The organism is Rugamonas sp. FW305-51 (assembly GCF_058786935.1).
Window position 1 is genome coordinate 13,524 of sequence record NZ_JBYSZG010000009.1, and the last position, 12,941, is coordinate 26,464.

Here is a 12,941-nt window from a genome sequence, read left to right on the forward strand (position 1 = left end):
AACGAAAAAGGGAGCAAACGCTCCCTTTTTTTGTAACAAAACTTCTAATTCTCAGTCCGGGGCCGTCCGCGCTCAGATAAACGGGGTCAGCAGGCCGACCATCTGGCCGAAGATTTTCGGGCTGGCGGCGATGATGTCGCCCTTGTACAGGTAGTCGGATTCGCCGCTGAATTCGCCGACGATGCCGCCCGCTTCCGTCACCATCAGGGCGCCGGCCGCGATATCCCAAGGCTTCAAGCCTTTTTCATAGAAACCGTCCAGGCGGCCGGCGGCCACGTAGGCCAGGTCCAGGGCGGCGCTGCCGGGACGGCGCACGCCGTGGCAACGTTCGGCCATGATGCCGTACATCTTCAGGTATTCGTCCAGCGCCTTGGCCGAGCCGGCCACATAGCCGGTCGACAGCAGGGCGTTGGTCAGGCGGTCGAGCTTGGTGACGCGGATGCGCTTGTCGTTCAGGTAGGCACCGGCGCCCTTGGTGGCCGTAAACAGGTCGTTGCGCACCGGGTCGTAGATGACGGCCTGGGTGATCACGCCGCGCTGGGCCAGGGCGATCGAGATCGAGTACTGGGGGAAGCCGTGCATGAAGTTGGTGGTGCCATCGAGCGGGTCGATGATCCAGGTGTATTCACTCTCGTCGTTGGCGTTCTTGGAAGCGCCCGACTCTTCGGCCAGGAAGGCGTGCTCGGGATAGGCTTTGGACAGCACCTCGATGATGGCCTGTTCGGCGGCCTGGTCGACATCGGTGACGAAATCGTTATGTTGTTTCTCGGTCACAGTGATGCGATCGAGGTCAAAAGAGGCGCGGTTGATGACGGCGGCGCCGCGGCGGGCGGCCTTGATCGCCGTGTTGAGCATTGGGTGCATGTAAGCTTTTCCGTTAAAAGAACGCCACTGCCCGCCGGGACAAAGCCGTCCCGGCAGCACAATGGAGTACAAGAATGAATTAAAGAGCGGAGCGGCGGCGACAGGGTAAAATCCGGGGTTGCAGGCCGTCGCTGGTGACTGGCTTGCAAGATTAAAATTTTTGTATCGATACCGCGCAATAGCGCTATTTTAAATGAACCTGCCCGAAATCAACACGACTCTTTTTCACCGGCTGCGATTTATTCTGGTCCAGACCAGCCGTGCGGGCAATATCGGGGCCGTGGCCCGGGCCATGAAAACCATGGGTTTCACGGAGCTGGTGCTGGTGTCGCCCCGCTTCGAGCACATGCTGGAAGACCCGGAGGCGGTGGCCTTTGCCAGCGGTGCGCTCGACATCCTGCAGGGCGCGCGCGTGGTCGACACCATGGCCGAGGCGCTGGAAGGCATCAATTTCGCGGCCGCCGTGTCGGCCCGGCTGCGCGAATATTCGCCGCCCGTGCTCACCCCGCGTGAGCTGGCCGGCCAGCTGGTGGCCAACGGCGAGCTGCATGGGGCCTTGATTTTCGGCAATGAACGCTTCGGCCTGCCCAACGAGGTGGTGGCCCAGTGCAACGCGCTGATCAACATTCCCGCCAATCCCGACTATTCCTCGCTGAACCTGTCGCAGGCGGCCCAGGTGCTGGCCTACGAATGCCGCATGGCGGCCCTGGACGGCCAGCGCGCCGCCACGGAAGTGGGTTTCCAGGGCGAGGCGGCCAGCCTGGCCCAGATCGAAGGCATGTACACCCACCTGGAGCAGGCGCTGGTGGAAATCGGTTTCCTCGACGCGGGCAATCCGCGCAAGCTGATGCCGCGCCTGAAGCGCCTGTTCGCACGGGCCGGGCTGGAGACGGAGGAAGTCAACATCCTGCGCGGCATCGCGCGCCAGATGGCGGCCGTGGCCCAGGGCAAGGGCGCGCGCCGGCGCTGAACGGCGCTATACCACGTCGAACGGCGCGCTGGCGCCGGCGTAGATATTGTCCATCGCCTGCCGTTCGCGCCCGATGATGGTGGCCACGAACCGTTGCGCCTGCTTCATGCGCTTGAAGGCCGTGAAACCGCGCTCCAGGAATTGCTGCAAGTCGCCCAGCCCGGCCAGTTTGGCCGGCGCGCGCATCATGTGCAGCGTGGCGCTCAGGAACGGCACCCGCACCAGTTCGCACAGCGACAGCCCCAGCGCCTCCACCAGGGCCAGCTGGCGGGTGCGGTCGGGTGCCGCGGTGCAGGCGCGGTAGGCGGCTGCGTAATCGTCGGCATCGAACTGCGTACCGAGCTGGCGCGCCATGGCCGTGTCCAGCCGCTCGGACAGGGCGTCGAGCACGATCGCTTCCGTGATCGCCTGCAGGGCGTTGACGGGCAGCAGCCGCTGCATGGTGGGGATGATGCGTTCCAGGTCCGTGTCGCGCTGGCTCAGGTCGTGCGCGCCATACAGTTCCTCGAAAAAGAACAGGGCGGCGTCGCGCGAATCGGGCGCGGCCAACAGGTCGGCGTGGGTGGTGGCCAGCCGCTGCGACTGGAATTGCTTGAGCGCCGTGCGGGCCGCCAGCAGGGCCGGATCGCGTTTCGCCCCTTGCCGTTCCGACTGGACGGCATGCAGCTGCTGTTGCAGTGTCTGTACCAATTCTTCTTTCTTCATGACACTGTTTTACCAGAAGCTGGTAGACGCGGCACTCTATTTTTCGCCGCAAAATCAAGCTTGCCTTTGACGTACACTAGAAAAAAACATTAGAACCCACTAGAACCGGATGGAGACATGCACACTTCCCGCAGATCGTTTCTCAAGATCGGCATCCTCGGCGCCTTGACGCTGGCCGCCGGCGGCGCGCTGTACCGCGCCGTGCAGGGGCCGGCCCAGCCGCGCCCGTTCGCGCTGGACGACAATGCCCGCAGCGTGCTGACGGCCATCATCCCGTCCATGCTGGGGCCCGTGTTGCCGACGGCGCAGCCGGCGCGCGCGGCGGCCGTGGCCGGCACCGTGGAGCGGGTGGCGGGCGCCGTGCATGGCTTGCCGCTGGCCACCCAGAAGGAAGTGCAGGACCTGTTCGGCCTGCTGTCGCTGGGGCCGGCGCGCCGCTTCCTGGCCGGCGTACCGGCCAGCTGGAATGAGGCCACCCCGGCCCAGGCCGACGCTTTCCTGCACAGCTGGCAGCACCACCGCATCGCCATGCTGGTCACGGCCTACCAGGCCTTGCATGACCTGATCGCCGGCGCCTGGTATTCCGATCCCGCGTGCTGGGAAGCCATCGGCTATCCCGGCCCGATCAAGGAATTGCGCTGAACCGTCCGCCACTCTTCTGGAAGTTGTAATGATCAAAACGAATATCGCCATCGCGCCCGCCACGGGCCCCATTCCCGATCCCATCCAGGCCGGCCTGGCCGCCGGCTGGGATGTCACCGACTGCGCCCGCATCGAGGGCGACCGTACGCTGGAGGCGGATGTGGTCATCGTCGGCAGCGGCGCCGGCGGCGGCGTGACGGCCGAGATCCTCACGCTGGCCGGGCTCAAGGTGCTGATCGTGGAAGAGGGCGCGCTCAAGTCGTCCAAGGACTTCAAGATGCGCGAGGCGGACGCCTATCCCGCCCTGTACCAGGAATCGGGCGCGCGCAAGACGCGCGACAAGGGCATCAACATCCTGCAGGGGCGCACCGTGGGCGGCACCACCGTCGTCAACTGGACCACCAGCTTCCGCACCCCGCCCGGCACGCTCAATTACTGGACCGAGCATTTCGGCCTGAAGAGCTATACGCCGGAGGCGCTGGCGCCGTGGTTTGGCATGATGGAAGAGCGGCTCAGCATCCACGAGTGGGGCACGGCCCCCAACGCCAACAACGACTTGCTGCGCCAGGGCGCGGCCAAGCTGGGCGTGCCCACGGCCACCATCCACCGCAACGTGAACGGTTGCTGGAACCTCGGTTACTGCGGCATGGGCTGTCCCACCAACGCCAAGCAGTCGATGCTGGTGACGACCCTGCCGTCGGCCCTCAAGCGCGGCGCCGTGCTGCTCACGCGCCTGCGCGCGGAGCGCTTCGTGTTCAAGGGCGGGCGGGTCGAGCAGCTCGATTGCGTGGCGCTGGACGAGGCGGGCCTGGCGCCCACGGGCCGCAAGGTGACGCTGCGCGCCAAACACTTCGTGCTGGCGGGCGGCGCCATCAATTCGCCGGCGCTGCTGATGCGCTCGGGGGCGCCCGATCCCCACGGCTTGCTGGGCAAGCGCACCTTCCTCCATCCCACCCTGATCTCGGCCGGCCTGTTCGAGCAGCGTGTGGATGGCTATGCGGGCGCGCCGCAGTCCGTGTACTCGGACCATTTCCTGCATACGGACGCCATCGACGGTCCCATCGGCTACAAGCTGGAGGCGCCGCCGCTGCATCCGCTGCTGCTGTCGTCCACCATGCCCGGTTTCGGCGCGCGCCATGCGGATATGATGCGCCAGTTCCCCCACCTGCAAGGCATGCTGGCGCTGCTGCGCGACGGCTTCCATCCCGAGTCCGTGGGCGGCACCGTCACGCTCACCGGCGCCGGCGCGCCGGTGCTCGACTATCCGATCACGGAATTTGTGTGGGATGGCGTGCGGCGCGCGCTGCTCACCATGGCCGAGATCCAGTTCGCGGCCGGCGCCAGGAGCGTCACGCCGGTGCATGAGATGGCGGGCAGCTACAGCACGTGGGATGCGGCCCGGCAAGCCATCAACAGCTTGCCGTACAAGGTGTTGCAGGCCAAGGTGGTATCGGCCCACGTGATGGGCGGCTGCACGCTGTCGGACGATGAGCGGCTGGGCGTGGTGGGGGCGGATGGTCGCTATCATGGCGTGAGCAACCTGTCGGTGCATGACGGCTCGCTGTTCCCCACCTCGATCGGCGCCAATCCCCAGCTGTCGATCTATGGCATCACGGCGCGCCTGGCCAGCGCCCTGGCGCAGCAGCTGACCGGCAAGCCGGCGCCGCGCGCGAGCGCCTGACGGCACACCGCTGGCTGCTTCGTTGAGGAGGACGATGGCATGTTGAAACGTATCCTGATCGTGCTGTTGCTGGTGCAGGCGGCCGCCGCGCTGGGGCTGGCACTGGCCGCGCAGCATGCCTGGGGCCTGGGCCTGGCGCCGGCCTTGGCGGTGGGCGTGGGTGCGGTGCTGCTGGTGCGGCTGCTGATCTCGCTGCACAATTTCTACCTGAGCTGGCGCGCCGGCAGCATCGTGCCGCCACCGTTCAAGCTGACGCCGCTGGCCTGGCTGCGCCTCGTGTTGTATGAATTCCATGCATCGATGGCCGCGTCATCCATACACATGCTGCATAGTACGGGGCCCCATGTGCACGCCGGCAGTGGCCAAGCGCCCGTGTTGCTGTTGCATGGCTATGCTTGCAACAGCGGTTACTGGACCCAGCTGTCCGCCCGGCTGCGCGCGGCCGGCATCAGTTATTGCGCGCCGGACCTGGAACCGCTGGGCGCCGGCATCGACCATTATGTGGCGCAAGTGCACGCGGCCATCGAGCAGCTGTGCCAGGCCGGCCACGCCCAACGCGTCGTGATCGTGGCCCACAGCATGGGCGGGCTGGTGGCGCGGGCTTATCTGCGCCGTTACGGCCCGGCCCGGGTGGCCCGCATCATCACGCTGGGCACACCCCATCACGGCACCGCGCTGGCCGGCTGGGGCCTGGGCCGCAACGCGGCGCAGATGCGCTGCGACAGCGCCTGGCTGCAGGCACTCGATGCAGCTGAGGCAAATTTGCAACGTAGCATCATTACCTCCATCTATTCTCATCACGACAACATTGTTGCGCCACAGGACTCGAGCCAGCTGCCCGGCGCCCGGCATGTGGCGGTGGGCGCCATCGGCCATGTGGCGCTGGGACGCCATCCCCTCATACTGCGCCGGGTGCTGGAAGAAATCCGCGCCGTGCCGCCCGCCGCACATCGCGTGGACAGTGCCGGCCAGCTTGGGTAGACTGTTTTTACGCTGGCGCGAAGTCACACTTGCGGCCACCTGTTCGGCAAACCGGCGGGCAGGTGATTTTTTGTGAGATTTTCGCTTGTTCGTTGCTGTATGGTTATTCCTAAGCAGGGCGGCCCATGCCGCCGACATGTCCGGCCGCCACGGCCGGCGCAGGCTGCGACCCGGCGCGAGGCATGCGTGCACCCACCCAAGGCGCGACGATGGCAACAGACTTCGGTACCTTGATCCTGAATGAAACGCCGGACGCGGTGATCCTGACCACGCCCGCCGGGGAAGTGTTGTGCTGGACACCGGGCGCCCAGGCCGTGTTCGGCTACAGCGCGCAGGAGGCGACCGGCAATGTGCTGAGCGACCTGATCGTGCCGCCGGACCGCCTGGGCGAGGAAGAGGCCGTCATGCGCCAGACCCTGACGACGGGCGCGGCCACCTACGAATCGGTGCGCCGGGCCAAGGATGGCACGCTGGTCTACATCGACAGTTCCAGCAAGGCCATCCGTCAAGGCGATGGCGAGGTCGAGTACATTTTATGGAGCAAGAAGGACGTCACCCACCTCAAGGTGCTGCGCGACGCCAAGCTGGTCGAGGCGCGCTTCGGCGGCCTGCTCGAATCGACGCCGGACGCCATCATCATGGCCAACGCCAGCGGCCGCATCGTGCTGGCCAACCGCCAGGCGGAAACCCTGTTCGGCTATAGCCGCGGCGAACTGCGCGGCAGCTTGCTCGAGGAGTTGATGCCGGCCCGCCTGCGCATGGCCCACGTGGGCCACCGCAGCGACTATTTCACCCAGCCGCAGGTGCGGCCCATGGGCTCGGGACGCGACCTGTACGGCCTGCGCAAGAGCGGCGAGGAGTTCCCCGTCGAGATCAGCCTCAGTCCCATCGAAACGGAAGAGGGCATGCTCATCATGAGCGCCATTCGCGATATCAGCGAGCGCAAGCAAATCGAACTCACCTTGCACGAAAAAAATATCGAACTGGCCAACGCCAATGCCGCCAAGGACCGCTTTTTGGCCGGCATGTCGCATGAATTGCGCACGCCGCTCAACGCGATCATCGGATTTACAGGTACTATGTTGATGAAGTTGCCCGGGCCCATCAACGCCGAGCAGGACCGCCAGTTGCGCACCATCCAGGGCAGTGCCCGTCACCTGCTGTCGCTGATTAACGACTTGCTCGATCTGACCAAGATCGAGTCGGGCAAGGTGGAATTGAATTTTTCGCCGTTGCAATGCCGGCTCCTGATCGAGGAGGTGTTGCAACTGTTTCGCGAACCGGCCCGCCAGAAAGGCCTGGAGCTGAGCTTTCGCAGCGCACCGCAGGACGTGGGCTTGCTGACGGACCGGCGCGCGCTGCAACAGATATTGATGAACCTGATAAACAATGCGATCAAATTTACCGAGCGCGGCATGGTGCAGGTGGGGCTAGCCCTGGTCACGGTGGACGGGCGCCAGTGCGCCGCCATCAGCGTGCACGACACGGGGCCGGGCATCGCACCCGAGCAGCAGGGCCGGCTGTTCCAGGCCTTCACCCAGCTCGACGCGGGCAACACCCGCCAGTACGAGGGCACGGGACTGGGCTTGCACCTGAGCCAGAAACTGGCGGGCCTGCTGCAGGGCGAGATCGTTTGTGAAAGTCAGTACGGCGTGGGCAGTACGTTCACGCTGCAGCTGCCGTTGGATTGACGACGGCGGACCACCAGCACATGAAGGGGCGGCAGCGCCCCGCAGGGCAGAACGATTAACCAGGAGCGCAAACGTGTCGGCACGCATCCTTATCATTGAAGACAACCCCACCAACATGGAGCTGATGGTGTATCTGTTGCGCGCCTTCGGCTATACCCCGCTGACGGCCGCCGACGGCGAGGCCGGCGTGGCGGCGGCCCGCCAGGAAGTGCCGGACCTGATCATCTGCGACGTGCACCTGCCCAAGCTGGACGGTTACGGCGTGGTGGCCGCACTCAAGGGCGATCCGGCCCTGCGCGCCATCCCGACCCTGGCCGTGACGGCGCTGGCCATGGTGGGCGACCGGGAAAAGCTGCTGGCGGCCGGCTTTGACGGCTACATCGGCAAGCCCATCGAGCCCGATACCTTCGTGAGCCAGATCGAGTCTTTTTTGCCGGGGGCGTCGGCCCCCGGTAAAAGCGAGGTCGCCACCATCCTGATCGTGGACGACCATGTATTGAACCGCGAGTTCCTCATGACGCTGCTCGGCTATGGCGGCCACCGCCTGCTGGAAGCGTCCAACGGTGCCGAAGGCTTGAAGATGGTGCATGCCGAACGGCCCGACCTGGTCATCTCCGACATCCTGATGCCCAACATGGACGGCTACGAGTTCGTCACCCGCATGCACGCCGACCCCACCACGGCCGACGTGCCCATCATCTTCTACACGGCCACTTACCGCGAACGGGAAGCGATGGCCGTGGCCCAGTCCTGCGGCGTGCGCTGGGTGCTGCCCAAGCCGTCCGACCCGGACGTGATCCTGCGCACCGTGCACGAGGCGCTGGGGCTGGCGCCGGAACCGGAGGGCATGCCCACCTTCTCGCCCGAGCCGCCGTCCGAGGGCCGCTTCCACGGCATCGACCACAAGGTGGCCGAGTACCTGGACGTGCTCGAGGCGAGCAGCCAGCAGATCACCCAGCTGGCCAACCACACGGAGGGCGAGGAGCGGGCGCCGGAACACCTGTCGCTGATGACGGCCCGCCTGTCGAGCTCGCTCTCCAGCCTGCAGGCCGTCAGCCTGCGCCTGACGGCCCTGATCGAGCTGGGCATCGAACTGGGCGCCGAGCGCGACCCGCAGGCGCTCGTCGAGATCGGCTGCCGGGTGGCGCAGAACATTTGCGTCTCCAAGTACGCCTGCATCGGCGTGCTCGACAACGGTGCCTCCGAACTGAGCTTTTTCGCTTCCTGCGGCACCGGCCAGCAAGTGCGGGTGGTGGCCGGCGCGCCCCGCTCGGGCGTGCTGCGGGGCCTGCTCGAGCAGCGTTTGCCGTGCCGCATCAACGACGTCCAGGGCGACCCCAGCCGGATCGGCCTGCCGCCCGGCCATCCGCCTGTCCATTCCTTCCTGGGCGTGCCGATCGCCTCGCGCGAGCGCACCCACGGCTGGCTGTACCTGGTCGACAAGCTGGGCGCCGACGAATTTTCCGAGGTGGACGAGCGGGTCGCGGCCACGGTGGCGGCGCAGATTTCGGTGGCCTACGAAAACCTGCTGCTGTACGAGGAAATCCGCCGCCACCACGCCCAGCTGACGTCGGACATGAACGCCCGCATCCGGCTCGACGAGGACTTGCGCCGCTTCCGGCTGGCCATGGACGCCACGGCCGACGCCATCTTCCTGGTCGACCGGGCCGGCATGTGCTTCGTCGACGTCAACGTGACGGCGTGCCGCATGCTGGGCTACCACCGCGAGGACTTCCTCAAGGTGGGACCACAGAAATCGGCCGACAGCAAGCTGGCCCGGCTGGAAGACCTGTACGACAAGCTGCTGGCCGGCGACCAGAGCGGGGCCATGACGGAGTTGCTGCTGCAGCGCCACGACGGCAGTCCGCTGTCGGTGGAAGTGCAGCGGCGCACGCTGCGTTCGGGCCAGAGCTGGATCCTGGTGGCCGTGGCGCGCGACATCACCGAGCGCAAGGAGGCCGAGCAGCGTTTGCTCAAGCTGGCCCACTTCGACACGCTGACGGGCCTGCCCAACCGCAGCCAGTTCTACGAATCGCTGACCCATTCGCTGAACCAGGCGGCCGAGCACAAGTGGGCGCTGGCCGTGCTGTTCCTGGACGTGGACCGCTTCAAGAACGTCAACGACACGCTGGGCCACACCATCGGCGACGAATTGCTGCGCCAGTTCTCGAGCCGCCTGGTCGATTGCCTGCGGGTGCGCGACACGATAGGGCGCTTCGGCGGCGACGAGTTCGCCGCCATCCTGATGCTGCCGGAAGGGGCGCAGAACGCCATCGCCGTGGTCGACAAGATCCGCGAAGCCATGCGCCGCCCGTTCGACCTCAAGGGGCATGAGGTGACGGTCACGGCCAGCATCGGCATTTCCGTGTTCCCCGACGACGGCGCCGACGCCGACACCCTGATCCAGTACGCCGACACGGCCATGTACCGCGCCAAGGAAGCGGGGCGCGACGCGTTCCGCTTCTTCACGGCCGAGATGAACGCCCAGTCGCTGGCCCGGCTGGACCTGGAGAACGCGCTGCGGCGGGCCATCGACAACGACGAGTTCGTGCTGTTCTTCCAGCCCAAGGTGGACATCGGCTCGGGCCGCATCAGCGGCGCCGAAGCGCTGATCCGCTGGAAGCGGCCCGGCCACGGCATGGTGTCGCCGGCCCTGTTCATCCCCATCCTGGAAGAGACGGGGCTGATCGTGCGGGTCGGCACCTGGGTGCTCAACGAGGCGTGCCGCAAGATCGCCCAGTGGAGCCGCAGCAGTATCGGTCCCGTGCACCTGTCGGTCAACGTGTCGGGCATCCAGTTCTTCGTCGGCGGGCTGGAGGAGGAAGTGATGAAGGCGATCCGCGACCACGACATCGCGCCCGAGCTGCTGGAGCTGGAACTGACGGAAAGCTCGCTGATGTCGAACGCGGAAGACACCATCACCGTGCTGCAGAATTTGAAGGCGCTGGGGATACAGATTTCGATCGACGACTTCGGCACCGGCTATTCCAGCCTGGCTTACCTGAAGCGCTTCCCGATCGACAAGCTCAAGATCGACATCGCCTTCGTGCGCGAGGTGACGAGCAACCCGGACGATGCGGCCATCGTGCTGGCCATCATCAACATGGCGCACAGCATGAAACTGGAAGTGATCGCCGAGGGCGTGGAGAAGGATGCGCAGCTGGCCTATCTGCGCCGCCACGGCTGTGATGAAATGCAGGGTTACTATTTCAGCCGTCCCCTGCCGGAAGAGGAGTTCGAGCAAATGCTAAGCGAAGGAAAATCCCTGCAGACGCCGGCCGACGAGACGGTGCTCGAGCAACAGACCCTGCTCATCGTGGACGACGACGCGTTCATGCTGGACGTGCTGACGGACTTCCTGGCCCAGGATGGCTACCGCATCCTGACGGCGCAGACGGCGGCCGAGGGCTTCGACGTGCTGGCGCGGCACCGGGTGCAGGTGATCCTGTGCGACCAGTGCATGCCGCTGATGAGCGGGACGGAATTCATGGAGCGGGTCAAGAACCTGGCGCCGGACACGTTCCGCATCATGCTGTCGGCCTATGCGGACCTGACGCCCATCATGGCCGCCATCAACCACGGCGCCATCGACCGCTTCTACACCAAGCCGTGGAAGGGCGCCGTGCTGCGCGAGAACATCCGTGAAGGCTTCCGCCTGCACGCCCAGCTGCACGGGCCCAGTGCCGTGATCAGCGGCTGAGCGGCGCCTAGAACTCTTCCCACTCGCTCGCCGCCGCCGCGGTTTTGGCCGATGGGCGGGCCGCCGCGCGGGTTGCGGGGACTGGCGCCGGGGCCGGGGCCGGGGCCGGCACCGGCACGGCGGCGCGGCGCGGTGCGGCCGCGGTGCGCTGGGCGGTGTCGATGGTGAAGGCGCTGACGGCCTGGGCCAGGTCGCTGGCCTGGTCCTGCATGTTCTGCGACGCAGCCGCCGTCTGTTCCACCAGCGCCGCGTTCTGCTGCGTGCCCTGGTCCATCTGCGCCACTGCCTCATGCACCTGGGCGATGCCGGCATTCTGCTCCGCCGTGGCCGAGCTGATTTCGGCCACGATGTCCGACACCTGCTGCACGCTCGTCACCACCTGGCCCATGGTGGTGCCGGCCTGTTCGACCAGGCGGGTGCCGCTGTCCACCTTTTCCACCGAGTCGTCGATCAGCACCTTGATTTCCTTGGCGGCCGCCGCCGAACGCTGGGCCAGGCTGCGCACTTCGCCGGCCACCACGGCAAAGCCGCGGCCCTGTTCGCCGGCGCGGGCCGCTTCCACGGCCGCGTTCAAGGCCAGGATGTTGGTCTGGAACGCGATGCCGTCGATCACGCTGATGATGTCGACGATCTTGCGCGACGATTCATTGATGGAACCCATGGTGCTGATCACCTGGTCCACCACGCCGCCGCCGTCGGCCGCCACCTGGGATGCCGAGCGGGCCAGCTGGTTGGCCTGGCGCGCGTTGTCGGCGTTCTGGCCCACGGTCGAGCGCAACTGGTCCATGCAGGAGGCCGTCTCTTCCAGCGCCGCCGCCTGCTGGGCCGTGCGCGAGGCCAGGTCGGCCGTGCCTTCGGCGATCTGCTGCGAGGCCAGCTGCACCGCGTCGGCCGAGCTGCGGGCCGTGCCCACCACGCCGGCGATCTGGCGCAGCAGCTGGTTGAAGGCGTGCGCCGTATGGCCGATTTCGTCCATGCGCTCGATCTTCACCTGGTGCGTCAGGTCGAGCGACTGGCTGACCTGTTCCAGCGTGCCGCGAATGTTGCCCAGGCTGGCGTGGATGATGCGGTACAGCTGCACGGCCAGGATGGCCGTCACCAGCAGGCCGGCGGCCGTCACGCTCACCAGCAGGCGCACGGCGGCGCTGTAGGCGGCGTCGCTGCTGCTGCGCACGTCCTCGATCAGTTTCTTGTTGAAGGCGATGTGTTCGTCCAGGCCCTTCTTGACGCCGGCCGCCGACAGGGCCAGCGGGGTGCCGGCCAGCAGCGTGGCGCGTACGCCGTCCATGTCGCCCGCGTGCGAGGCGGCCAGGAACGGCACCAGGGCCTGGCGGTAGGCGGCCATGTTGGCCTTGTCCGCTTCCAGCAGCTTGCGGTCGGCGTCGTCGTAGAGGTGTTCTTTTTCGTAGCTGGCGATCACCTCGTCGAACTTGGCGTGGGCCTCGGTGTAGGCCTTGTCCAGGGCGGACTTGTCATCCAGGTTGGAGAACACGGACAGGCGGTAGCCGGCCAGGCGGCTGTCGGCCAGCGCGCCCTTGGCGTTGTTCAAGCCTTCGATGCTGGGGATCAGGCGGGCCTGGACCAGGTTCAGGCGTTGTTGCGCGGCAGACAGCTGCCACAGTCCATTGGCGCCTACAAAGATCAGGGCCAGCAGGGCCGCCGACAGAGTCAGGATAAGACGCTTGGAGATAGTCATGGATGGTACTT

At 66.3% G+C, this 12,941-nt stretch carries 9 protein-coding genes; 6 read left to right on the plus strand and 3 right to left on the minus strand.

Annotation, left to right across the window (positions count from 1 at the left end):
- Positions 1-72 precede the first annotated feature (72 nt).
- Positions 73-855: an inositol monophosphatase family protein gene (locus AC3WOS_RS08685; protein WP_492715632.1), complete on the minus strand. Its 783-nt coding sequence runs from the start codon at positions 853-855 to the stop codon at positions 73-75.
- Positions 856-1,057: 202 nt separating this feature from the next.
- Between AC3WOS_RS08685 and AC3WOS_RS08690 the strand changes: the two genes are divergently transcribed.
- Positions 1,058-1,834, plus strand: coding sequence for an RNA methyltransferase (locus AC3WOS_RS08690; RefSeq protein WP_492715508.1), 777 nt, complete (start codon positions 1,058-1,060; stop codon positions 1,832-1,834).
- A gap of 6 nt (positions 1,835-1,840) precedes the next feature.
- Here the strand turns inward: AC3WOS_RS08690 and AC3WOS_RS08695 are convergent, their stop codons facing one another.
- Positions 1,841-2,539, minus strand: a complete 699-nt coding sequence (locus AC3WOS_RS08695; protein WP_492715509.1) for a DUF8198 family protein — start codon at positions 2,537-2,539, stop codon at positions 1,841-1,843.
- Between the two features lie 117 nt (positions 2,540-2,656).
- Here AC3WOS_RS08695 and AC3WOS_RS08700 point away from each other — a divergent pair, with 117 nt between their 5' ends.
- The 5 genes from AC3WOS_RS08700 to AC3WOS_RS08720 all read left to right on the plus strand — a co-directional run bounded on the left by AC3WOS_RS08700 (position 2,657) and on the right by AC3WOS_RS08720 (position 11,234).
- Positions 2,657-3,181, plus strand: coding sequence for a hypothetical protein (locus AC3WOS_RS08700; protein ID WP_492715510.1), 525 nt, complete (start codon positions 2,657-2,659; stop codon positions 3,179-3,181).
- 28 nt (positions 3,182-3,209) lie between these two features.
- Complete coding sequence (locus AC3WOS_RS08705; protein WP_492715511.1) at positions 3,210-4,862, plus strand: GMC family oxidoreductase; 1,653 nt, start codon at positions 3,210-3,212, stop codon at positions 4,860-4,862.
- Positions 4,863-4,901: 39 nt separating this feature from the next.
- On the plus strand, positions 4,902-5,843 hold the full coding sequence (locus AC3WOS_RS08710; protein WP_492715512.1) for an esterase/lipase family protein: 942 nt from the start codon (positions 4,902-4,904) through the stop codon (positions 5,841-5,843).
- A 209-nt stretch (positions 5,844-6,052) separates the two neighbouring features.
- Positions 6,053-7,534, plus strand: a complete 1,482-nt coding sequence (locus AC3WOS_RS08715) for a PAS domain-containing sensor histidine kinase (protein ID WP_492715513.1) — start codon at positions 6,053-6,055, stop codon at positions 7,532-7,534.
- Between the two features lie 73 nt (positions 7,535-7,607).
- Positions 7,608-11,234, plus strand: coding sequence for an EAL domain-containing protein (locus AC3WOS_RS08720; protein ID WP_492715514.1), 3,627 nt, complete (start codon positions 7,608-7,610; stop codon positions 11,232-11,234).
- Between the two features lie 7 nt (positions 11,235-11,241).
- On the opposite strand, the gene AC3WOS_RS08725 is transcribed toward AC3WOS_RS08720, so the two are convergent.
- Positions 11,242-12,930 carry a methyl-accepting chemotaxis protein gene (locus tag AC3WOS_RS08725; RefSeq protein WP_492715515.1) on the minus strand — a complete coding sequence of 563 codons (1,689 nt, stop codon included), beginning with the start codon at positions 12,928-12,930 and terminating at the stop codon, positions 11,242-11,244.
- Between the last annotated feature and the right edge of the window lie 11 nt (positions 12,931-12,941).